Below are 20,373 nucleotides of genomic sequence, written 5' to 3' on the forward strand. Positions count from 1 at the left end.
ACCCGGCCGCCGTGGCGGACAGGGTGCACGCACAGTTCCGAGGAGTCGCCGGCCCGGCGGCCCCGGCTCACCCACGAGAGGCGTTCACCTGACGAACTGGTTCAACGGGCGGGCGGGTGGGAGAAGAGGTACCGGCCGAGCCGGCCTCGCGGAGGGTGGACGCAGAACCCTCGGCCGAGCCCTCGGCGTGGAGAGTGGCAGAGGACCCCTCGGCCGAGCCCTCGGCGTGGAGAGTGGCAGAGGACTCCGCAGCCGAGCCCTCCGCACGGAGAGCGTTCACCTGACGCCTCGTGGGAAGCAGCAGAGCGGCCACCACCGCCACCCCCAGGATCCCGGCCCCCACCCAGAGCGCGGGCGTCAGGCCGGAGACGAAGCGGGCCGGAGACCCGTACCCGCCGTTCGCGGAGAAGATCGAGCCGAGGACGGCGATGCCCAGCGCTCCGCCGATCTCCCGCAGCGCGTTGTTCGCCCCGGACGCGATGCCCTGCTCGGAGGTGCGGACGCTGGACAGGACGAGGTTCGCGGCCGGTGCGATGAACAGCGCCATGCCCGTGCCGCTGATGATCAGCGCCGGCAGCTGGGCCGAGTAGGAGACGGTGGGGGAAAGGATCAGCGCGAACCAGCCGAGGCCGATGGCCTGCAGGGCCAGTCCCGCCGCGACGACCGGGCGGCCGCCGATCCGGTCGGACAGGTAGCCGGCGATGGGCGCCACGATCATGGGCATGCCGGTCCACGGCAGCATCCGCAGGCCCGCCTCGGTGGGCGAATAGCCGATGACGTTCTGCAGGAACTGGCTGAGCAGGAAGATCGAGCCGAACATGCCGGTGAACATCAGCATGCTGGCCACGTTGATGCCGGCGAACGCCCGTCCGCGGAACAGCCGCATCGGCAGCATGGGCCGCTCGGCCACGATCCCGTGGCGGACGAACGCGGCGACGAGGATCGCGCCGCCGATCAGCCCGGAGAGCACACGGCCGCTGGTCCACCCGTGGTCGGACGCGTTGACCAGGGCGAAGACGATGCCGAACAGGCCGAGGCTGATGAGCGTGGTGCCGCGGCCGTCGAGGCGGGCGCCGGGTGCGGTGGACTCGGCGAGCCGGAACCGGGCGAGCGGGATGAGGGCGATGCCCAGCGGCACGTTCAGCCAGAAGATCCACTGCCAGGACATGTGCTGGGTGAGGCTGCCGCCGATGAGCGGTCCGCTGGCCACCGCCAGTCCGGTGGCGGCGCCCCAGATCCCGATGGCCGCGCCGCGGCGCTCTGCGGGCACGGCCGCGCTGAGCAGGGTGAGGGTCAGCGGCATCATGATCGCGGCGCCGACGCCCTGCACCGCGCGGGCGGCGATCAGCTCGTTGATGCCGGGCGCCAGCGCGGCGGCCGCGGAGGCGCCGGTGAAGATCGTCAGGCCGGTGACGAAGAGCCGGCGGCGGCCGAACCGGTCGCCGAGGGCCGCGCCGAACATCAGCAGGACGGCGAAGGTGAGGGTGTACGCGTTGACGGTCCATTCCAGGTCCGACAGCGCGCCGCCCAGGTCCTTGCGGATCGACGGGAGGGCGGTGGTGACGACGAGGTTGTCGAGAGCCGCCATGAACCCGGCGACGCTGGTGATGGCAAGGGCCCAGCCGGCGGAACCGGGCCGTCGTGCTGCTTGCTTCTTCATCGTTTCCCCTGAGTTAGTTATTGATGACTAACTTTCACGATCATGAAAAAAGCCCGCACGGGGACGGGCGCGCGACCTACTCGGGCCGCGCAGTCTCGTAGAACCCCTCCCAGTTGCGGTGACCGGCCGGAAACCCCAGGCTCACCAGGGTGTTGACGAGCATCCCGTACGCCAGGAACGTCGTCGTCTCGTCCACGTCGGCGCCGAGCGCCAGGTGCACGCTGTCCCACAGCTCCTGCCAGGAGCGGCGCACCACCTCGCCGAACTCGCGGTCCCCGTCGGCCTCGGCCGCGGCCACCGCGACATAGGTCTGCATCTGCATCAGCAGCCGCTCGGGGTCGTCGTGGATCAGCTTCTGATAGGCCTTGGCCATGGCGGGCAGCCGCTCCTCCACGGGCAGGTCCTTGGCCGCCTCGGCGAAGACCTCACGGGTGGTGGCGATGCAGTACTGCGCCGCCGCCAGGAAGATGGCCTGCTTGTTCGGGAAGAGCCGGAAGAGGTACGGCTGGGAGACGCCGACCCGGCGGGCGATCGCCTCGGTGGAGGTGCCGTTGTACCCGCCGTGGGCGAACTCGCTCATCGCCGCACGGATGACGCTCTCACGTCGCTCCGCTGCACTCATCCTGACCATGGGCTCTAAGTTAGTGGCCAATCACTACCTAGTCAAGCCGGGAGCGTGACGTGGTCGCGAACACCGACGCGTAAGGGGCGCCCCTCCTGAGTGGGACGCCCCTTACCTCGCGTTTTCTCGCGTTACCTCGCGCTGTGGCGGCGGTCAGGCCAGGCGGACGACGGCGCGGGCCATGCCGAGCACCTTCTGCCCGGCGCACATCGCGGTCAGGTCGACCCGGACCTGGTGGTCGTCGAGCTTGGCGGCGACCTTCGCGGACACCTCGACCACCGTGCCCTGGTCGTCGTTCGGCACGACGACCGGCTTGGTGAACCGCACCCCGTACTCCACGACCGCACCCGGGTCACCGGCCCAGTCCGTCACCACGCGGGCGGCGGAGGCCATGGTGAACATGCCGTGCGCGATCACGTCGGGCAGGCCGACCTCGCGGGCGAACTTCTCGTTCCAGTGGATGGGGTTGAAGTCGCCGGACGCGCCCGCGTAGCGGACCAGCGTCGCCCGGGTCACCGGGAACGTCTGCGCCGGCAGCTCGGTGCCGACCTCGACGTCGTCGTACGCGACCGTCGCCGCCATCACGCCTCCCCGTTCTCGGTGCCGGTGTCCGCGGCGCGCGCGACCAGCTTCGTCCAGGCCGTCACCACGTGCTCGCCCGACTCGTCGTGGACCTCGCCCCGGACGTCCAGGATGTCGTTGCCCGCAAGGGACTTGATCGCCTCGATGGTCGAGGTGACGGTCAGCCGGTCACCGGCCCGCACCGGGCGGGTGTAGGCGAACTTCTGGTCGCCGTGCACCACCCGGCTGTAGTCCAGTCCGAGTTCGGGATCCTGCACGACGAGGCCGGCCGCCTTGAACGTGATCGCGAACGGGAACGTCGGCGGCGCGATGACATCGGGGTGGCCGAGCGCCTTGGCCGCCTCCGGGTCGGTGTAGACCGGGTTCTCGTCACCGATCGCCTCGGCGAACTCGCGGATCTTCTCCCGCCCCACCTCATACGCGGCGGTGGGCGGATAACTGCGCCCGACGAAGGACTGGTCCAGGGCCATCGGCACCTCCGGTTGCGAAACGTCGCCAGGAAAAAGGTACGGCCGCAGCACGCCGCGAGGCCGCCCCCGGTGACTTGACACGGGAACGGCCTCGCGGTTGAGCTACGGCCTGGCGCGTACGTCGAAGGCAGCCGTGGCGATCACGGTCGCCGGTTCCGGCGTACTGCGGCAGCGTGGATACGGAGCGTCAGCGCGTCTCGCGGTGCGCAGTGTGCGCGTTGCAACGCGGGCAGTGCTTCTTCATCTCCAGGCGGTCCGGGTCGTTACGCCGGTTCTTCTTGGTGATGTAGTTCCGCTCCTTGCACTCCACGCAGGCCAGCGTGATCTTCGGGCGGACGTCGGTGGCGGCCACGTGAGTGCTCCTTGACGAACGGGTGTAATGAACACAGGAATAGTAGCCGACCGAGGGACCGAACCCGCAATCGGCTACGGAGAGTAGCGGCGACCGGACTTGAACCGGTGACACAGCGATTATGAGCCGCTTGCTCTACCGACTGAGCTACGCCGCTGCGATGAACTGGCCCCCGCCGTGACGACGGGGAACCGATCCACCAGAGCCCCAATACGGAATCGAACCGTAGACCTTCTCCTTACCATGGAGACGCTCTACCGACTGAGCTATTGGGGCGAGCGAGGAAGACATTACACGCTCCGCAGCCATACGTGAAATCCGTATCCGGCAGGGCAGATCGGGCCCCTCGGACAGCCGTCGGCGGCCGCGCCCGACCCCCCGTTCACCGGGACGCGCGGTACGACTAATCCGCACACTTCGGGTCGTACCGGGCAGTGGCAGCACCGCGCCCTAGGCTCGACTCGCGTGATCTTGCCTCCGCACGACGCCCGCTTCCGTACCGAAGACACCGACGACACCGACGACACCGGCGGCCCCCGCGCCGTCCGCGTCGCCCCCGTCGCCCGCCTGCCCGCACCGGAGGAGCGCGATGACCGACAGCCCCCGTGACAGCCGTCACGAGACCGCTGAGGAGACGGCCACCGTACTGCTGTGCGGGGCCAGGCTCGTCGACGGCCGGACCGTCGACGTGCGGCTGAGCGGCCCCCGGATCGAGGCCGTCGGCACCGCCGGCAGCCTGGCGCCGGCCCCGGGCCGGACCGGCCGCGGCCCCGAGAGCACGCGGATCGACCTGCGCGGCTATCTGCTGCTGCCGGCCCCCGCCGAGCCGCACGCCCACCTCGACCTGGCGCTGACCGCGGGCGGTCCGCCACCGGGCGACCCCGAGGACGTGCAGCGCCGGGCGGTCGAGGCGGCCCTGCTCCAACTCGGCCACGGCGCCACCGCGATCCGCTCCCATGTGCGGATCGGCGACGTCCAGGGGCTCCAGGACCTGGAGGCGGTGCTCGCCGCCCGGCGGTCGCTGCGCGGCCTGGTCGACGTGCAGGTGGTCGCCGTCCCACGGCTGCTGACCGGGGCGGCCGGCGCCGACGGCTACGCGATGCTGCGCGACGCGCTGAAGATGGGCGCCTCGGCGGCCGGCGGCTGCCCGGACCTGGACCCGGACCCGAGCGGGTACGCGGAGGCGGTGCTCTCGCTGGCCGCGGAGTTCGGCCTCCCGGTCGACCTGCACACCGCGGGCGACGACCCGGCGCGGCTCGCCCGGCTGGCGGCCATGGCCGGCGGCATGCGGCCCGGCGTCACGCTCGGCCCCTGCCACCGCCTGGGCGCGCTGCCGCCGCAGCTGGTCGCGACCGCCGCCGAGCGGCTGGCCGCCGCGGGCGTCACGGTCGCCGCGCTGCCGCAGGGCGGCTGCGCGGTGCTGGACCGCGGCGGTGTCGCGCCGGTGCGGACGCTGCGGGCCGCGGGCGTACGGGTGTGCGCGGGCAGTGGCGCGCTCGGCGACCTCGCCAACCCGGTGGGGCGCGGCGATCCGCTGGAGGCCGCGTTCCTGCTGGCCTCGCACGGTGCCTGCGGGCCGGTGCGGTCGTACGACCTGATCAGCGGCCAGTCCAGGGCCGCGCTCGGCCTGCCGGACGTCCGCGTGGAGGCGGGTTTCCCCGCCGAGTTGCTCGCGGTGCGCGGCGAGGGCGTCGCCGCGGTGCTGTCGCTGGGCTACAGCCGGATCGTCATCCACCGCGGCAGGGTGGTCTCGCGCACCAGCGCCGTCCGCGAGTACTGCGACTCGGCGGGTGAGACGCCGCTCGACCTCCCACGCCAGTCGCACCGCGAGGCGTAACGTCGCCGCATGCGTACGGTGATCGCAGGTGGACACGGACAGATCGCACTGCGGCTGGAGCGGTTGCTCGCCGCGCGCGGGGACAGCGCGACCGGGCTGATCCGCAACCCCGACCAGGCCGACGACCTGAGGGCGGCGGGCGCCGAACCCGTGGCGCTCGACCTGGAGTCGGCGACCGTCGAGCAGGTCGCGGCGGTGCTGCGGGGCGCGGACGCGGCGGTCTTCGCGGCCGGCGCGGGCCCGGGCAGCGGCATCGCCCGCAAGACGACGGTGGACCGGGACGCCGCGGTGCTGCTCGCGGACGCGGCGGAGAGCGCGGGCGTGCGGCGCTTCCTCATCGTCTCCTCGATGGGCGCCGACGCCGATTCCGCCTACCCGGACGAGACGTTCCGCGCCTACCTCCAGGCCAAGGGCGCCGCCGACGACGCGATCCGCGCGCGGTCCGCGCTGGACTGGACGGTGCTGCGGCCCGGTTCCCTCACCGACGAGCCGGGCACCGGCCGCGTCCGGCTCGCGCCCGCCACCGGGCGCGGCGCGGTCCCGCGGGACGACGTGGCCGCGGTGCTGGTGGCGCTGCTGGACGCGCCGCGGACCGCGGGGGCCACGCTCGAACTGGTCACCGGGGACACGGCGATCGACGACGCGGTGCGGAGCGCGGCGGCCGGCTGACGCGGGACGCGCATCAGACGCCTGAAACGGGACGCACGCCGGGCGCCTGGCGGCGTCGGGTGCGAGCGAGACGCCGGAAGGCGTTGTGTGCGAGCGGGACGCCGGGTGGCTCCGGGCACGGCCAAGATGCCGGGGGCGAGCGGCTGTTGACGGGAGCGGGCCGCCGGCTGACGGGAGCCGGCGGCCCGTGCCGTCACTGGTAGAAGTTGCGCTGCCAGCGGTGCTTGGCGAGGACGGCCAGGCGGTCGGCGCCGAGGGCGGCGCCGTCGCTGACGGCGACGTTGCGCTCGACGTTGCGGACGCTGCGCATGCCGGGGATCACGGTGGAGACCGCGGGGGCGCTGAGCACGAACCGCAGGGCCGTTTCCGGCAGTTCGGCTGCTTCGATGCCCAGGTCCGCGGTCAGCGCGTCGACGTGGGCCTCGACCTGGGCCGGGCGGTCGTCCTTGAAGTAGCGGTTGCGGAAGTCCCCTTCGGGGAAAGTGGTGCCGGCGGTGATGCGGCCGGTCAGCCCGCCCTCGTCGAGGGCGACCCGCACGATGACGCCCACGCCGTGCTCCTGGCAGGCGGGGAACAGGGCGTCGGCGGGCGACTGGTCGAAGACGTTGTAGATGACCTGCACGCTGTCGACGGCGCCGCTGCGGACCAGGGCGAGCGCGTTGTCCGGCTCGTGGTCGTTGATCGACACCCCGAACAGCCGGATCAGGCCCTCCTGCTTGAGGTCGGCGACGGTCTCCAGCCAATCGCCGCGGCCCACCCAGTCATCGCTCCACACGTGGAACTGCAGCACGTCGAAGTGGTCGAGGCCGCTGGCCCGCAGGCTGGTCTGCAGGCTCTCGCGGATGTGCGACCCGGGGAACGTCTCGGCCGGGTCGAGGCCGGCCGGCGCGGGCCAGACGCCGTTGCGCGGCGGCACCTTGGTGGCGACGAGCACCTCGCCGCCGCGCCCGGCGCGCTCGCGCACCACCCGGCCGACGATCCGCTCGCTCTCCCCGTAGCCGCGCGCGGTGTCGACCAGGTTCACCCCCAGGTCGAGCGCGCGGTGCAGTGCCCGCAGCGACTCCTCCTCGGTGGCCCCGATCCACGCGGACTCCCCGATCCCCCAGGCCCCGTACCCGATCTCCGACACCTGCAGGCCGCTGCGACCCAGCGGGCGATACCGCATGACGACTCCTCGCGTGAGCGCTCACACCACCACCGACCGGCCGAACATAGCAGCCGCCCTGCTCGTCCGAACGCGCCCGCCGCCGCGTCCGGCGGGGCGTCCGGCGGTGCCCGCGCTCGCCCGTCCTTGCCCGCGCCCGCCTGCCCTTGCCCGCGCTACAGCTCGAAGTCCTCGGCCAGTTCGTCCCAGGGCACGTCGCGGAGCCCCTGGTCCGCCCGGTCCCCCGACGGCACGTCAGGATCCGCCTGGTACCAGGCGACGACGAGACCGGACCGGTGCAGCACCGGATCGAGGTCCGGGTCGACCGGATTCGACGTGAAGACACCGACGCACCGGACGGCCGGCAGCACCTCGACCGGCCCGAAGGGCCCCGGGGCCGCGTCCCCTTCCGGATACTCGCGCGCGGGCGCGACCAGGTGGACCGGCGAGTGCGGGTGCGCCGCCTTCGCGCCGCGCTCCAGCCCGCTGACCGACATGTCGTTGATCCGCCGGCAGGGATAGCCCTCCAGGAACCCGCCGTAGGTGGAACTCAGCCGCACCTCGGTGAGGTCGACGGTCCGGCCGGAGGTGAGGTTGACGTAACTCAGCGACATGCCCACACCTTAGGAGGAGGGTCCGCTTGGCCGACGCCCGCCATCGACACCCGTCCCCGCCGCCCGCACGCGGCTGGACAGGGGTGCGCCCCGCCGACGGGGGCGCGGCGGGGCGCGGAGGGGGATGGGGCTACCATGCACCTCCCCCGGTGGCCGTGGCCATACGCCAATATGCGCAGAACGTGGCATTCCGGCGAGGGTGGGCGGGCGCGATGCGGTGAAGGGGGCGCGTCATGCCTTTGGGGGGCCCGCGTCGTACGCCGCGCCGCGAGCCGGGCCGTGCCGTGCGCGTCCGCGCGCCCTGCGCGGACCCTCACCCGCCCGCCATCGGCAGCCGTCGGCCCGTCGTCAGCCCCTCGTCGGCCCCTCGTCAGCCCGTCGTCGGCCCTCGTCAGCCCGTCGTTCGTGGCCGGGACCCGGCGGTTCCGTCGCCGCCGCCGGTCAGAACCCGCGGCACTGGGCGCTCGCGAAGGGGCCGGTGGCGGTGGCGGTGTACGTCTTGTTGTTCTCGCTGGTGGTGACCGAGCAGGTCGCGGTGCCGCCGGACGCGCCCAGCGTCACGGTCAGCGAGCCGCCGCGCACGAAGCCGGTGGTGGTCAGCTGCTTCGCCCAGGGCAGTGCCGGCGCGGTCAGCTTGGTGGTGGAGATGGTCTGGTTGTCCCAGGTGGAGTAGTCGATACCCACCGAATGGGCGTTGCCGGTCACGCTGTACCTCACGGTGACCGGCTGCGTCGCCTGGTGGTGCGCGGCCACCGCGAGGGCCACGATGCCGCCCACGATGACCACCGCGAGGGCCGCCACGATCCACGGCCACTTGCGCCGGGGCGGCGGAGTGAGGTGGTGGCCGCCCGGCGGGGGGACACCGGGCGGCGTCGCCGCCGCGGCCTGCGGGGCCGGCTCCGGGGGCGGGTCCTGCCGTGACGACGTCTCACTCATGCCATCAGAGTGCGACGACCCGAGGGGTCCTGCGACCCGAGCCCGCCTCCTGGCACGCCTGCCCACCCTCACGAGGGACCCGCCGTCCGCCCGGAAGACCCGGCCGGGCGGTCCGCCCGCCGACCCGGAGGCGCGCCGCCGGGCCCGCCCGCGATCCGCCCGACCGGCCGCAGAACCGCGGCTGCCCGGCTCCTGCCCCGCTTGCGGAGGGGGGTGGAGCCGGGCAGCCGGCGGGGCGGAGCGAGGGATCAGATGAGTCCCTGCGCGAGCATGGCGTCCGCGACCAGCTCGAAGCCGGCGATGTTGGCGCCGACCACGTAGTTGCCGGGGCTGCCGTAGCGCTCCGCGGTGGTGTAGCAGGAGTCGTGGATGTGGCGCATGATCTCCGCGAGCCGCTCCTCGGTGTGCGCGAACGTCCAGGAGTCGCGCGAGGCGTTCTGCTGCATCTCCAGGGCGCTGGTGGCCACGCCGCCGGCGTTGGCCGCCTTGCCGGGGGCGAAGGCGACGCCCGCTTCCTGGAAGACGCGGACGGCTTCCGGGGTGGTGGGCATGTTGGCGCCCTCGGCGACCGCCTTCACGCCGTTGCGGACGAGGGCCAGCGCATCGGCCTCGTGCAGTTCGTTCTGGGTGGCGCAGGGCAGGGCGACGTCGCAGGGGACGTTCCACAGGCCGGTGCCGGGGACGAAGGTGACGTGCGGGCCGCGCCGCGCCGCGTACTCGGAGACCCGGCCGCGGCCGACCTCCTTGATCTCCTTGAGCAGGTCGAGGTCGATGCCCTTCTCGTCGACGATGTAGCCGTCGGAGTCGGAGCAGGTCACCACGGTCGCGCCGAGCTGCTGGGCCTTCTCGATCGCGTAGATCGCGACGTTGCCCGAGCCGGAGACCGCGATGCGCTGCCCGTCGAGGTCCTCGCCGCTGCGGCGGAGCATCTCGGCGGTGAAGAGGACGCAGCCGTACCCGGTCGCCTCGGTGCGCGCCTGGGCGCCGCCCCAGACCACGCCCTTTCCGGTCAGGACGCCGGACTCGTAGCGGTTGGTGATCCGCTTGTACTGGCCGAACAGGTAGCCGATCTCCCGGCCGCCGACACCCACGTCACCCGCGGGGACGTCGGTGTACTCGCCGATGTGGCGGTGCAGTTCGGTCATGAACGACTGGCAGAACCGCATGATCTCGGCGTCGGACCGGCCCTTCGGGTCGAAGTCGGCACCGCCCTTGCCGCCGCCGATGGGCATGCCGGTGAGCGCGTTCTTGAAGATCTGCTCGAAGCCGAGGAACTTCACGATGCCCAGGTTCACCGAGGGGTGGAACCGCAGCCCGCCCTTGTACGGTCCGAGCACGCTGCTGAACTCGACCCGGAAGCCGCGGTTGACGTGGATGTCGCCGGAGTCGTCGGACCACGGCACGCGGAAGATGAGCTGGCGCTCCGGCTCGCAGATGCGCTCGATGATCCGGGCGTCCAGGAACTCCGGCCTCTGCTCCAGTACGGGGTCGAGGGTCTCCAGGACCTCCCGTACCGCCTGGTGGAACTCGTTCTCCCCCTGGTTGCGGCGGAGGACTTCCGCGTACAGCGGCTCGATGACACGCATATGGGTCGTACCTTCCCTGAGTCGAAGATCGCGCGCGTAGGCACCCCCGTCCCGGGGGGCGCCAGCGGTCCCCCTCCCCATTGAGGGCGTCGCCCGGACATCGCACGCTTCGGCGGCTCACGGAAACGACGTACAGAACCGTCGTGGCATATGCATTGTCCCTGGCAGGACGTCCCGACGTAAGACCGCTGGAGTGTGACTCCGCCTGCCCCCGGCTGACCCCGCCGCCCCAAACGGCCCCCGCCCGACCGCCGCGGGCCCCCTTGCACCCCCAACGACTGAGGGGCCTGCTCCCAGCGAAATCGCTGGTCACAGGCCCCTCAAGGCGCGTGGCGGCACGTGGATTCGAACCACGGTAGGCTAAGCCGACGGATTTACAGTCCGCTCCCATTGGCCACTCGGGCATACCGCCATGGGATGACGCCGTGGATCGCGGCCCGCAGGGCGCTGCTCCGTGGCGACGACGTAAACGATACCCGATGCGCAGGGGTGGTTCGCCACCGGATTGATCAGGGCTTCGCGGGGGTCTGGTGGCTAGGCTTCGGGGTGGCGGCGCCGGGTCGGGATCCGGGTCGGGGCCGCAGCCGGCACCGTGGTGCCGGCGCCAGGGAAGCAGCAGGGAACACAGCCAAGGAGCCCACTGAACATGGCCGACTCCAGTTTCGACATCGTCTCGAAGGTCGAGCGGCAGGAGGTCGACAACGCCCTCAACCAGACCGCCAAGGAGATCTCGCAGCGGTACGACTTCAAGAACGTCGGGGCGTCGATCTCGTGGTCGGGCGAGAAGATCCTGATGGAGGCGAACTCCGAGGACCGCGTGAAGGCGATCCTGGACGTCTTCGAGACCAAGCTCGTCAAGCGGGGCATCTCGCTGAAGGCGCTGGACGCGGGCGAGCCGCAGCTCTCCGGCAAGGAGTACAAGATCTTCGCGTCCATCGAGGAGGGCATCTCCCAGGACAACGCCAAGAAGGTCGCGAAGATCATCCGCGACGAGGGCCCCAAGGGCGTCAAGGCCCAGGTCCAGGGCGACGAGCTGCGCGTCAGCTCGAAGAGCCGGGACGACCTGCAGGCCGTCCAGGCGCTGCTGAAGGGCAAGGATCTGGACTTCGCCCTGCAGTTCGTCAACTACCGCTGACGGTCGTCGACCAACCCTTTGAACGCAGGCGGAACCACGCCTGACGCGGCTCCCGGGGCGGCGGCCCGCCGCCACCGCCCCGGCCGCACCGGTCCAAGCGCCGCGTCCCCCGCGGCATCGGACTCCCCCGTCGCCGGAGCCCGCGGACCGATAGGGTTGTCGGATCAACCGGCAGTCCCCCGGCGGCAGTTGGCCCCCGGCGCGGGACCGCCGGCACGACCGGTGAAGCCACGCGGACGGGGGACGTTCACGCATGGGCTCCAAAGGAGACCTCACTCTCAGCCTGATCGGGCTGAGCGACCTGGCCGACGAGCTCAGGTCCATCAAGCAGCGCATGGACGACACCGGGCAGGTGGACCGCGCCCTCGGACACGGCGAGCTGGGCTCGTCCGAGGCGCTGGACGCCCTGGACGGCTTCCTGCACGGCTGGCGCGACGGCCGCAAGGAGATCGACCGCGGCATCGACAACGTGGCCGAGATGGCGCAGACGGTGGTCGACCAGCTGACGAAGACCGACGGGGACCTCGCCAAGGCGCTGGCCGACCACGAGCAGCAGCGGAAGTCCCCGGCGGGGACGTCCAGGTGACCGCCGCCGGCCTCGACGGGCCGCCCGTCCACCGCATCACCCTCCTCGTGCCGAGTTCCTGGTACGAGTTCGACATCCACCCCGCGACCCGCGACCAGGCGATCCGCGACGCCGTAGGCGCCCGCGTGCGGGAGCGGCCGGAGCTGGCGAAGTGCCGCTCGGAGCTGGTGCGCACCCTGCGCCGCGTGGCCGACGAGGCGTGGGAGAGCGGGGTCGTGTACTTCGGCGCGATGGCCGAGGTCGACGACGAGGCGCCGCTGACCGCGAGCCTGACCGTCACCGTCCTGGACACCGCCGACGAGGGCGCACCCCAGGGCGGGCTCGAGGGCGTGATGGCCGCACTGGCCCCGCTGCCGCGCGGCAGCAGGCCCACCGATCCCTGGCGGCGCGTACGGCTGGTCGACCTGCCGGACGCAGGCACCACGGCCGCCCGCAGCGAGGGCATCGAGGACGTGGTCATCCGCGGCGACACCCGGACCGTGCGCATGGTGATGATGCAGACCTTCGTCCCGTTCCCCGGTACCGACCCGCGGATCGCCGTGATCAGCGCGGCCACCCACCAACTCGCCCTCGCCGAGCCGATGCTGGAGCTCTTCGACGGCATCTGCGAGACGTTCCGCTTCCTTCCCTGACCCTGCCGGACCGGCGGCTGACTCCCGCCCCCGGCACGCCCGCCCCGGCACGGCCGGCCCCAGAAAGGCTGAGCACACTCATGGCGCGCCCCACCGACTGGCACAACCTCGACCTGGACGGCGACCCGACCCCGGGTGACGTGTACGCGATACGGACCGAGGGCCGGCGTTTCCAGACCTTCGCCGAGGACGTGGCGACCGTTCAGGGCCTGCTCAACAACGCGGCCAAGGACCACACTCTGGAGGAGTGGAACGGCAAGGCCGCCGCGGCCTTCCGCGAGCGGATCGGCCGGCTCCCGGGACAGCTGACCAAGCTGCACGACTCCTACGGCAAGGCCGGGGACGCGCTGGTCACCTTCGCCCGCTCGGTGGAGACCGAGCAGAGCGCCGCGGACGGCGCCCTGGTGCAGGCCCGGATCCTGCGTGGGGACCTGGCCGCCAAGCAGGCGGAACTCGGCCGGGCCGAGGACGCCGCGGACCGGGCGACGAGCGCGAAGTCGGCACTGGACCACCCGGACCCGTCAGGCGGCGCGAGCGTGCCGCCGCCGGACCCGGAGAAGGTCCGGCAGGCCACCCGCAACGCCCAGCAGGCCGGCGCCCACCAACAGCAGGTGGCGGGCCAGGTCGCGGGCCTGCAGGCCCAGCTCGCCGAGCTGCGGACGAAGGCGCAGACGGCCGGCCACCAGCACGACACGGCGGTCACCGTGCTGGCCAGGGACCTGCACGAAGCCTCGGACGCCGGCATCCACAACAAGAAGTGGTACCAGAAGCTCGGCGACGCGCTGGTCAAGGCGTGGAACGACTACCTGATCCCGCTGGCCAAGCTGGTGGTGGCGATCGGCGGCATCGCCCTGCTGTTCCTGGGCGGCCCGCTGGTGTGGATCGTGATGGCGGCCGCACTGCTGGTGCTGGCCGACACCATCATCAAGTTCACGCAAGGCAAGGCCGGTTGGGGCGACGTGCTGTTCGCCGCGCTCGACTGCATCCCGGTGGCGGGCAAGCTCGCCATGCTGGCCAAGGCGGGGCGGCTGGGCGGTCTGAAGTGGGCGCTGCGCATCGCGCGTGCCGAGCGCAGGTTCGCGCCCGTGATCAAGGTGTGGCGTACCGGCAGCGACCTCAAGGGCTTCGACAAGTTCGCGTTCACGTTCGCCAAGGGGCTGGGCAAGGACACCCTCAAGGACGCGATGAACGGCGGCTGGAAGAACGTCGAGAAGAACTTCCTGCGCAACGTGGCGGGCAACGCCATCGGTGCGGGCACCGGTGAGCTCCTCGACAAGGGCTTCTCGAAGATCCCGCGGATGTTCTACCGGGGCGACCTGGCGAGCATGACCCCCGCCGCCCGCCGCAGCCTCGGTCATCTGCAGATGTTCATGAACGGGCAGACCGAGGCGTCCAAGATCGTGCTCGGCACGGCCAAGGGCTTCACCACCGCCGTGACCAAGCAGCTCGTCACCAGCACGGTGTTCGGCGGCCGCTTCGATCCACTGAGCGTCGGTGTGGGAACGGCGTCCGGGGCGAGCAGCGCGGGCGTGGGCTACCAGCCGGGGCTGACGGCAGCCGGACGCTACCGCTGAGGCGCGGCGGGGAGAGCGGGTAGAGCCCTGGCCGGCCGGGGGTTTCGTACCCCGCCGGGGGTTTCGTACCCCGGCCGGCAGGGGTCACCGCCAGGGCCGCTGGAAGAGCCCTTCGAACTCCCGGTCCGAGGCGAATCCCGCGGCCCGGGCCCGTTCCAGGGCGTCCTCGCCGACGCCGCGCAGGGAGCCGCCGTCGCGTCCCGCCTCGGCCGCGTTCGCCCGGCCGGCCGCGCCGTTCTGCCGGGCCAGCGACAGGGCGGCCGGGCCGGGCAGGGCCAGCGCGCCGCCGATCCGCGGGTCGCCGGCGAACCAGAGCTCCTGCCCGGCGCCCTGCCCGGCCAGGCGCTGCCAGCGCCGCACCCCGGGGCGGCGTATGCGCACGGTCACCGACCGCCCGGGCTGCTCGGGGTCGGGGATCCGCAGGTACGGCTGCTTGTTGCCGGCGGTGAACAGGGCACCGGTGTGCACCTGCCAGGGGTAGGCCGCGAGGATGCGCTCGTAGCGCCGGACCCGGCCGAGCCGCAGGTCGGCCCAGACCAGGGCGGCGAAGGTGAGGACGACCGCGGCGGCGGCCTGCCAGAAGGCGAAGCTGATCCAGCCCGCGGCGTCGGCGAGGGCGAAGAGCACGGCCCAGCCGGGGATCGACATCACCGCGCAGACGGCGCGCAGCGTGCGGGCGGTCCTGCGCCGCCGCTCGCACCATGCGCGGGTCGTCGCCTCGTCAAGTGCGCCGGCGTACACGTCGGTTGCCATCGCGCCGCCCCCCTTCGCCGCCTCCGGGCGTTCGACTCTAACAGCGCGGGGGGACGCGCCGTCGGGGATGAACCGGCGGCCTGTGGACAACGCCGCGACGCCGTACTGCCGCGCCCCCGCAGCCGTCCGGGCCCGGCGCGGAGTCAGGCTGTGGCGGTGAGCTCCTTGACCACGCGCAGCGCGTCGTCGACGTGGGTGCTGATGCTGCCCATGGCCGAGAAGGCGTGCCGGATCACGCCGCCGCGGTCGATGACGAAGGTGATGCGGCCGGGCACGACTCCCATGGTGGTGGCGCCGTACTGCTTGCGCACCGTGCGGCCCCGGTCGGACAGCAGGGTGAACGGCAGCTCATGGCGGCCGGCGAACTTCTCGTGCGACTCGACGGTGTCCGAGCTGACGCCGATCACCTCGGCGCCGGCGTCGGTGAAGTTCTCGTAGGTGTCGCGGAAGCTGCACGCCTCGGCGGTGCAGCCGCGGGTGTTGTCCTTCGGGTAGAAGTACAGCACCACGACCCTCTCCGCGAGCCTCTCGCTGAGGGTGACCGGCGTCCCCGACTGGTCGGGGAGGGTGAAGTCCGGTGCCGTGTCGCCGACCTGCAGGCTCATCGCCGTCTCCTTGATGTCGTGGCCGCAGCGGTGGCCCTGCGGCTCACGGTCATCCTCGCGCATCGGCACGGCGCCGGGACACGGTGGTTCAGCGGGTGGCGAAGGGCCGGTCGCTCGGCACGATCTCCTTGCCCAGCGGCATCAGCGACAGCGGGATCAGCTTGAAGTTCGCGATGCCGAACGGGATACCGATGATCGTCAGGCATAGCGCGATGCCGGTGAGGATGTGCCCCAGGGCCAGCCACCAGCCGGCCAGGATCACCCAGAGCACGTTGCCGATCAGCGAGCCGGCGCCCGCGTCCCGGCGGTCGACGGCGGTGTAGCCGAACGGCCAGAGGGCGTAGACGCCGATCCTGAAGGCGGCGATGCCGAACGGGATACCGATGATGGTGATGCACAGCAGGAGTCCGGCCAGGAAGTACCCGAGGCACATCCACAGACCGCACAGCACCAGCCAGATGATGTTGAGGATCGTCTTCATCGTGTGGGCCCTGCCATTTCCTGAAGTCGCTTGATGCGATCGGCCATGGGCGGGTGCGTGGAGAACAGCTTCGAGACGTCGCCGGGACGAAAGGGGTTGGCGATCATCAGGTGGCTGGTGGTCTCCAGTTCCGGGCGCGGTTGCAGCGGCAGCTGCTTGGTGCCTGCTTCCAGCTTATGCAGTGCCGACGCGAGGGCCAGCGGGTCGCCGGTGAGCCGGGCGCCGGACGCGTCCGCCTCGTACTCCCGGGAGCGGGAGACGGCCAGCTGGATCAGCGAGGCCGCCACCGGGCCGAGGATCATCAGCAGGAGCATGCCGACGATGCCGGGGCCCTCGTCGTCGTCGGAGCGCCCGATCGGCAGGAACATGGCGAACTGGGCCAGGAACACGATGGCCGAGGCGAGGGCGCCGGCGACCGAGGAGATGAGGATGTCCCGGTTGTAGACGTGGCTCAGTTCGTGGCCGAGGACGCCGCGCAGCTCCCGCTCGTCGAGGATGGCGAGGATGCCGGAGGTGCAGCAGACCGCGGCGTTGCGCGGGTTGCGTCCGGTGGCGAAGGCGTTGGGCGCGTCGGTGGGCGATATGTACAGCCTCGGCATCGGCTGGCGGGCGCTCGTCGACAGCTCGCGGACGATCCGGTAGAGCGCGGGCGCCTCGAACTCGCTGACCGGCCGGGCGCGCATCGCGCGCAGCGCCAGCTTGTCGCTGTTCCAGTAGGCGTACGCGTTGGTGCCCAGGGCGATGACGAGCGCGATGATCAGACCGGTACGGCCGAACAAGCTGCCGATGAACAGGATGAATGCTGACAGAACGCCGAGAAGTACGGCGGTCTTCAACCCGTTGTGCCGGCTGTGCACGGTGCGCCCTCCAAGGTGTGCAGCTGGGGAACCTCCCCCTTCAGGAGAACCTCCTGCTCAGATCAACGCCACCCGAGCGCCGTTAGTTCCCTTGTGCGCACGCTGCGCGACCGCCCCGGCCGCCTCCCCTGCCCCGGCGCATCCGGTCCGCCTCCCCAGCCACCGGCCTCGCTCGCGCCCGCGCCGGTCACAGCAGCGTCCCCTGGGCGTACCGCAGCACCAGCTGCGGCGCCCCGGACAGCGCGAGGCCGGCGACGGCGGTCAGCGCGATGGCGACGGCGAGCGCGACCGGGGTCCCGGCGGCCAGGGCGGGTGCCTCGCCGGCGGCGGCCGGTTCGGCGCCCGGCACCGGCGCGGGCGCTTCCGTACGGGTGAACAGCAGGGCGGTCCACCGCAGGTAGTACACCAGGGCGATCACCACGTTGACGGCCATGATCACCGCGAGCCAGCCGTGCTGCGCGCCGACCGCGGAGGAGAACACCGCGACCTTGGCGAACAGGCCGATGACGCCCGGCGGCAGGCCGGCCAGGCACAGCAGGAAGAAGGCGAGCGCGAGGGCGGCCAGCGGCCGGCGGGCGTACAGGCCGCGGTAGTCGGTGAGCCGGCCGCGCGGTGCGGTGCGGTTCACCAGGGCGACGACGGCGAACGCGCCGAGGTTGACCACGCCGTACATCAGCGCGTACGCGACGGTGGTGCCGATCTCGTGCGCCGGGTCGGCCGTGGAGGAGGCGGCGGCCATCGGCACCAGCAGGTAGCCCGCCTGGCCGATCGAGGACCAGGCGAGCAGCCGGACGGCGCTGCGCTCGGCACCGGGCCGCTGCCGCAGCGCCCCGGCGTTGCCCACGGTCATGGTGAGCGCGGCCAGCACGCCGAACGCCGGGCCCCACACGTCGTGGTACGGCCGGAACGCGATCACGGCCAGCAGGATCAGACCGGAGAAGCCGGCCGACTTGCCGACCACCGACAGGTACGCGGCGACCGGCAGCGGGGCGCCCGCGTAGGTGTCGGGCACCCAGAAGTGGAAGGGGGCGGCGGCCAGCTTGAAGGCGAAGCCGACCAGGGTGAGGGCGACGCCGGCCTTCGCGAGGTGGTCGAGCTGGCCGGGCGTGTGGCCGAGGCCGTGCGCGACCTCGGAGAGGTTGACGGTGCCGGTGGCCGCGTAGACGAAGCTGATGCCGAGCAGCGACACGGCCGTCGCGGTGACCGAGGACAGGAAGAACTTCAGCGCGGCCTCGCTGGCCAGCCGGTCGCCGCGGCGCAGCGCGACCAGCGCGAAGGCCGGCAGGGTGGTGACCTCCAGCGCGACGATCAGCGTGATCAGGTCGCGCGAGGCGGGCAGCAGGGCGCCGCCGGCAGCGGAGGACAGCAGCAGGAACCAGTACTCGCCGCCGGGGAGTTCACCGGTCTCGTCGGTGGTGCCGGTGGTGAGCGACAGCAGCGCGGTGAGCAGGGCGCCGCCGAGCACCAGCACCTGGACGACCAGCGCGAAGTGGTCGGCGGTGTACGAGCAGGACGCGCCGGGGGTCTGGCAGAAGGTGCTGCGGTGGCCGTCGCGCAGCGGCAGCAGGGTGAGGCCGGCGGCGAGCAGTCCGGCGGCGGTGACCCAGCCGAGCAGCGCCTTGCGCGCGGGCGGCAGGAAGAGGTCGGCGACCAGGACCGCCAGGGCCAGGGCGGCCGGGATGACGACCGGGGTCAGGGCCACCCAGTCGACGGACTGCACGAGGGACGGCATCAGTTGCCTCCGAGCAGGGTGCGCACGGCCGGTTCCGTCAGGCCGAGCAGGACGGCGGGCCACAGGCCGGCCACGACGGTGAGGGCGGCCAGCGGGGTCCACGCGGCGAACTCGTAGCCGCGGACGTCGGCGAGCGCGGGGCGCGCCTCCGCGGTCTCCCGGTCGCCCATGCACACCCGGCGGACCACGGTCAGCAGGTACGCGGCGGTGAGCAGGGTGCCGAACGCGGCGATCGCGGTGAACGTCAGGTAGGCCGGGCGGCTGAGTTCCGCGGCCGGCTTGAAGGACCCGAACATGGCGAGCATCTCGCCCCAGAACCCGGCCAGGCCCGGCAGGCCGAGCGACGCGACGGCGCCGAACGCGAGCAGCCCGCCGAGCCGCGGCGCCCGGCCGTAGAGGGCCGCGCCGGTGCGTCCGGCCAGCTGGTCGAGGTCGCTGGAGCCGTAGCGGTCCTTGACCGCGCCGACCAGGAAGAACAGCAGCCCGGTGATCAGGCCGTGGGCGACATTGGCGAACAGGGCGCCGTTGACGCCGGTCGCGGTGAGGGTGGCGATGCCGAGCAGCACGAAGCCCATGTGGCCGACCGAGGAGTAGGCGATCAGCCGCTTGAGGTCGCCGCCGTTGCCCTGCCGGGCGAGCGCCAGGCAGGCCAGCGAGCCGTAGACGATGCCGATGACCGCGAACGCGCCCAGGTACGGGGCGTAGGTCTGCATGCCGCCGGGGGTCTCGGGGAGCAGGATGCGCACCATGCCGTAGGTGCCCATCTTCAGCAGCACGCCGGCCAGCAGCACCGATCCGACGGTGGGGGCGGACGTGTGGGCGTCCGGCAGCCAGCTGTGCAGCGGCCACATCGGGGCCTTGACGGCCAGGCCGAGGCCGACCGCGAGCGCCGCGATCAGTTGCGTGGAGTGACTGAGGTGTGACCCGTTGTCAGTGGCGAGTGTCACCATGTCGAACGTGCCCGCCTTCACGCCGATGAGGAGCAGGCCGAGCAGCATGATCACGGAGCCGAGGAGGGTGTACACGATGAACCGCATCGCCGAGCGCTCCCGGCCCTCGCCGCCCCAGCGGGCGATGAGGAAGTACATCGGGATGAGCACCGTCTCGAACGCCAGGAAGAACAGCATCAGGTCGAGCACCGCGAAGGTGGCGAGCGTGCCGGTCTCCAGCAGGAGCAGCAGGGCAACGAACGCCTGGGGCCCGGGGCCCTTCGGCATCGAGAAGCAGGAGTAGAGCGCGCACAGGAAGGTCAGCAGCGCGGTCAGCACCAGAAGGGGGAGCGAGATGCCGTCCACGCCGAGGTGGAGGTGGATCCGCAGCGCCGGGATCCAGTTGAGGTCCGTGGTGGCCTGCATCGTGGCCGGGTGGCCGTGGTCGAAGCCGGCGGCCAGCACGATCGCCAGCACCAGCACGGCGCCGGTGACCAGCACGCCCAGGCCGAGCAGCGCCTGCTCGCGGGTCCGGCCCAGACGCAGCGCGCGGGGGATCGGCAGCAGGGCGCCCGCGGCGCCGAGCAGCGGCAGCACGAGCATCGCCGCGAGGACGT

22 protein-coding genes and 3 tRNA genes are annotated in these 20,373 nt (G+C 72.2%); 7 read left to right on the top strand and 18 right to left on the bottom strand.

From position 1 onward, the window contains the following. Positions 1–67 precede the first annotated feature (67 nt). The 7 genes from ACH4TG_RS27680 to ACH4TG_RS27710 all read right to left on the bottom strand — a co-directional run bounded on the left by ACH4TG_RS27680 (position 68) and on the right by ACH4TG_RS27710 (position 3,962). On the bottom strand, positions 68–1,660 hold the full coding sequence (locus ACH4TG_RS27680) for an MFS transporter (RefSeq protein ID WP_398245244.1): 1,593 nt from the start codon (positions 1,658–1,660) through the stop codon (positions 68–70). A gap of 76 nt (positions 1,661–1,736) precedes the next feature. Then, positions 1,737–2,291 carry a TetR/AcrR family transcriptional regulator gene (locus ACH4TG_RS27685; RefSeq protein WP_398245245.1) on the bottom strand — a complete coding sequence of 185 codons (555 nt, stop codon included), beginning with the start codon at positions 2,289–2,291 and terminating at the stop codon, positions 1,737–1,739. 144 nt (positions 2,292–2,435) lie between these two features. Continuing rightward, a complete protein-coding gene (locus ACH4TG_RS27690) occupies positions 2,436–2,864 on the bottom strand; it encodes a MaoC family dehydratase (RefSeq protein ID WP_398245246.1) in 429 nt (142 codons plus the stop codon). Beyond that, positions 2,864–3,334, bottom strand: a complete 471-nt coding sequence (locus ACH4TG_RS27695) for a MaoC family dehydratase N-terminal domain-containing protein (RefSeq protein ID WP_398245247.1) — start codon at positions 3,332–3,334, stop codon at positions 2,864–2,866. The genes ACH4TG_RS27690 and ACH4TG_RS27695 overlap by 1 nt, the downstream gene beginning before the upstream one ends. 187 nt (positions 3,335–3,521) lie before the next feature. Beyond that, positions 3,522–3,686 (bottom strand): 50S ribosomal protein L33, encoded by a 165-nt coding sequence (gene rpmG, locus ACH4TG_RS27700; RefSeq protein ID WP_004571794.1) that lies wholly within the window; start codon positions 3,684–3,686, stop codon positions 3,522–3,524. An 84-nt stretch (positions 3,687–3,770) separates the two neighbouring features. After that, positions 3,771–3,843: transfer RNA gene (locus tag ACH4TG_RS27705), tRNA-Met, on the bottom strand. 46 nt (positions 3,844–3,889) lie between these two features. Continuing rightward, positions 3,890–3,962: transfer RNA gene (locus tag ACH4TG_RS27710), tRNA-Thr, on the bottom strand. A 189-nt stretch (positions 3,963–4,151) separates the two neighbouring features. On the opposite strand from ACH4TG_RS27710, the gene ACH4TG_RS27715 reads away from it, so the two are divergent. From ACH4TG_RS27715 to ACH4TG_RS27725, 3 genes are read left to right on the top strand one after another with little or no spacing between them, the layout of a single operon-like run. Then, the gene (locus ACH4TG_RS27715; RefSeq protein ID WP_398245248.1) at positions 4,152–4,295 is read left to right on the top strand and encodes a hypothetical protein; all 144 of its coding nucleotides are present in this window, start codon (positions 4,152–4,154) and stop codon (positions 4,293–4,295) included. Beyond that, positions 4,276–5,523, top strand: a complete 1,248-nt coding sequence (locus ACH4TG_RS27720) for an amidohydrolase family protein (protein ID WP_398245249.1) — start codon at positions 4,276–4,278, stop codon at positions 5,521–5,523. The genes ACH4TG_RS27715 and ACH4TG_RS27720 overlap by 20 nt, the downstream gene beginning before the upstream one ends. A gap of 9 nt (positions 5,524–5,532) precedes the next feature. Then, positions 5,533–6,192, top strand: coding sequence for an NAD(P)H-binding protein (locus tag ACH4TG_RS27725; protein WP_398245250.1), 660 nt, complete (start codon positions 5,533–5,535; stop codon positions 6,190–6,192). A 193-nt stretch (positions 6,193–6,385) separates the two neighbouring features. On the opposite strand, the gene ACH4TG_RS27730 is transcribed toward ACH4TG_RS27725, so the two are convergent. The 5 genes from ACH4TG_RS27730 to ACH4TG_RS27750 all read right to left on the bottom strand — a co-directional run bounded on the left by ACH4TG_RS27730 (position 6,386) and on the right by ACH4TG_RS27750 (position 10,884). Then, positions 6,386–7,357 carry an aldo/keto reductase gene (locus ACH4TG_RS27730; protein WP_398245251.1) on the bottom strand — a complete coding sequence of 324 codons (972 nt, stop codon included), beginning with the start codon at positions 7,355–7,357 and terminating at the stop codon, positions 6,386–6,388. A 155-nt stretch (positions 7,358–7,512) separates the two neighbouring features. Beyond that, the gene (locus tag ACH4TG_RS27735; RefSeq protein WP_398245252.1) at positions 7,513–7,950 is read right to left on the bottom strand and encodes a hypothetical protein; all 438 of its coding nucleotides are present in this window, start codon (positions 7,948–7,950) and stop codon (positions 7,513–7,515) included. 441 nt (positions 7,951–8,391) lie between these two features. Continuing rightward, on the bottom strand, positions 8,392–8,886 hold the full coding sequence (locus tag ACH4TG_RS27740) for a hypothetical protein (RefSeq protein ID WP_398245253.1): 495 nt from the start codon (positions 8,884–8,886) through the stop codon (positions 8,392–8,394). Positions 8,887–9,134: 248 nt separating this feature from the next. Further along, positions 9,135–10,472, bottom strand: coding sequence for an NADP-specific glutamate dehydrogenase (gene gdhA, locus ACH4TG_RS27745; RefSeq protein ID WP_398245254.1), 1,338 nt, complete (start codon positions 10,470–10,472; stop codon positions 9,135–9,137). Positions 10,473–10,802: 330 nt separating this feature from the next. Further along, positions 10,803–10,884: transfer RNA gene (locus tag ACH4TG_RS27750), tRNA-Tyr, on the bottom strand. A 234-nt stretch (positions 10,885–11,118) separates the two neighbouring features. Between ACH4TG_RS27750 and ACH4TG_RS27755 the strand changes: the two genes are divergently transcribed. From ACH4TG_RS27755 to ACH4TG_RS27770, 4 genes are all read left to right on the top strand, one after another. Further along, a complete protein-coding gene (locus tag ACH4TG_RS27755; RefSeq protein ID WP_398245255.1) occupies positions 11,119–11,607 on the top strand; it encodes a YajQ family cyclic di-GMP-binding protein in 489 nt (162 codons plus the stop codon). Between the two features lie 253 nt (positions 11,608–11,860). Further along, positions 11,861–12,193 carry a hypothetical protein gene (locus tag ACH4TG_RS27760; RefSeq protein ID WP_398245256.1) on the top strand — a complete coding sequence of 111 codons (333 nt, stop codon included), beginning with the start codon at positions 11,861–11,863 and terminating at the stop codon, positions 12,191–12,193. Continuing rightward, positions 12,190–12,825: a hypothetical protein gene (locus ACH4TG_RS27765; protein ID WP_398245257.1), complete on the top strand. Its 636-nt coding sequence runs from the start codon at positions 12,190–12,192 to the stop codon at positions 12,823–12,825. Before ACH4TG_RS27760 ends, ACH4TG_RS27765 begins: the two co-directional genes overlap by 4 nt. A gap of 80 nt (positions 12,826–12,905) precedes the next feature. After that, positions 12,906–14,399: a WXG100 family type VII secretion target gene (locus tag ACH4TG_RS27770; RefSeq protein WP_398245258.1), complete on the top strand. Its 1,494-nt coding sequence runs from the start codon at positions 12,906–12,908 to the stop codon at positions 14,397–14,399. A gap of 84 nt (positions 14,400–14,483) precedes the next feature. On the opposite strand, the gene ACH4TG_RS27775 is transcribed toward ACH4TG_RS27770, so the two are convergent. The 6 genes from ACH4TG_RS27775 to ACH4TG_RS27800 form a co-directional block, all read right to left on the bottom strand. Further along, positions 14,484–15,152 (bottom strand): hypothetical protein, encoded by a 669-nt coding sequence (locus tag ACH4TG_RS27775; protein WP_398245259.1) that lies wholly within the window; start codon positions 15,150–15,152, stop codon positions 14,484–14,486. Between the two features lie 143 nt (positions 15,153–15,295). Then, a complete protein-coding gene (locus ACH4TG_RS27780) occupies positions 15,296–15,820 on the bottom strand; it encodes a peroxiredoxin (protein ID WP_398245260.1) in 525 nt (174 codons plus the stop codon). A gap of 25 nt (positions 15,821–15,845) precedes the next feature. Further along, on the bottom strand, positions 15,846–16,238 hold the full coding sequence (locus ACH4TG_RS27785) for a YccF domain-containing protein (RefSeq protein ID WP_398245261.1): 393 nt from the start codon (positions 16,236–16,238) through the stop codon (positions 15,846–15,848). Beyond that, a complete protein-coding gene (htpX, locus tag ACH4TG_RS27790; RefSeq protein WP_398245262.1) occupies positions 16,235–17,095 on the bottom strand; it encodes a zinc metalloprotease HtpX in 861 nt (286 codons plus the stop codon). Before htpX ends, ACH4TG_RS27785 begins: the two co-directional genes overlap by 4 nt. A 187-nt stretch (positions 17,096–17,282) precedes the next feature. Continuing rightward, positions 17,283–18,827, bottom strand: a complete 1,545-nt coding sequence (locus ACH4TG_RS27795) for an NADH-quinone oxidoreductase subunit N (protein WP_398245263.1) — start codon at positions 18,825–18,827, stop codon at positions 17,283–17,285. After that, on the bottom strand, positions 18,827–20,359 hold the full coding sequence (locus tag ACH4TG_RS27800; protein WP_398245409.1) for a NuoM family protein: 1,533 nt from the start codon (positions 20,357–20,359) through the stop codon (positions 18,827–18,829). The genes ACH4TG_RS27795 and ACH4TG_RS27800 overlap by 1 nt, the downstream gene beginning before the upstream one ends. Between the last annotated feature and the right edge of the window lie 14 nt (positions 20,360–20,373).

Source organism: Streptomyces sp. NPDC020917, from assembly GCF_044333795.1.
Lineage (GTDB): Bacteria > Actinomycetota > Actinomycetes > Streptomycetales > Streptomycetaceae > Actinacidiphila.

Bases quoted from the DNA above. Each gene is read 5' to 3' on its own strand.
- ACH4TG_RS27725 (WP_398245250.1), top strand. From the start codon at position 5,533: ATGCGTACGGTGATCGCAGGTGGACACGGACAGATCGCACTGCGGCTG.
- ACH4TG_RS27755 (WP_398245255.1), top strand. From the start codon at position 11,119: ATGGCCGACTCCAGTTTCGACATCGTCTCGAAGGTCGAGCGGCAGGAG.
- ACH4TG_RS27785 (WP_398245261.1), bottom strand. From the start codon at position 16,238: ATGAAGACGATCCTCAACATCATCTGGCTGGTGCTGTGCGGTCTGTGG.
- ACH4TG_RS27740 (WP_398245253.1), bottom strand. From the start codon at position 8,886: ATGAGTGAGACGTCGTCACGGCAGGACCCGCCCCCGGAGCCGGCCCCG.
- ACH4TG_RS27680 (WP_398245244.1), bottom strand. From the start codon at position 1,660: ATGAAGAAGCAAGCAGCACGACGGCCCGGTTCCGCCGGCTGGGCCCTT.
- ACH4TG_RS27800 (WP_398245409.1), bottom strand. From the start codon at position 20,359: ATGCTCGTGCTGCCGCTGCTCGGCGCCGCGGGCGCCCTGCTGCCGATC.
- ACH4TG_RS27770 (WP_398245258.1), top strand. From the start codon at position 12,906: ATGGCGCGCCCCACCGACTGGCACAACCTCGACCTGGACGGCGACCCG.
- ACH4TG_RS27795 (WP_398245263.1), bottom strand. From the start codon at position 18,827: ATGCCGTCCCTCGTGCAGTCCGTCGACTGGGTGGCCCTGACCCCGGTC.
- ACH4TG_RS27735 (WP_398245252.1), bottom strand. From the start codon at position 7,950: ATGTCGCTGAGTTACGTCAACCTCACCTCCGGCCGGACCGTCGACCTC.
- ACH4TG_RS27690 (WP_398245246.1), bottom strand. From the start codon at position 2,864: ATGGCGGCGACGGTCGCGTACGACGACGTCGAGGTCGGCACCGAGCTG.
- ACH4TG_RS27695 (WP_398245247.1), bottom strand. From the start codon at position 3,334: ATGGCCCTGGACCAGTCCTTCGTCGGGCGCAGTTATCCGCCCACCGCC.
- ACH4TG_RS27760 (WP_398245256.1), top strand. From the start codon at position 11,861: ATGGGCTCCAAAGGAGACCTCACTCTCAGCCTGATCGGGCTGAGCGAC.
- ACH4TG_RS27685 (WP_398245245.1), bottom strand. From the start codon at position 2,291: ATGGTCAGGATGAGTGCAGCGGAGCGACGTGAGAGCGTCATCCGTGCG.
- ACH4TG_RS27730 (WP_398245251.1), bottom strand. From the start codon at position 7,357: ATGCGGTATCGCCCGCTGGGTCGCAGCGGCCTGCAGGTGTCGGAGATC.
- ACH4TG_RS27720 (WP_398245249.1), top strand. From the start codon at position 4,276: ATGACCGACAGCCCCCGTGACAGCCGTCACGAGACCGCTGAGGAGACG.
- ACH4TG_RS27775 (WP_398245259.1), bottom strand. From the start codon at position 15,152: ATGGCAACCGACGTGTACGCCGGCGCACTTGACGAGGCGACGACCCGC.
- ACH4TG_RS27780 (WP_398245260.1), bottom strand. From the start codon at position 15,820: ATGCGCGAGGATGACCGTGAGCCGCAGGGCCACCGCTGCGGCCACGAC.
- gdhA (WP_398245254.1), bottom strand. From the start codon at position 10,472: ATGCGTGTCATCGAGCCGCTGTACGCGGAAGTCCTCCGCCGCAACCAG.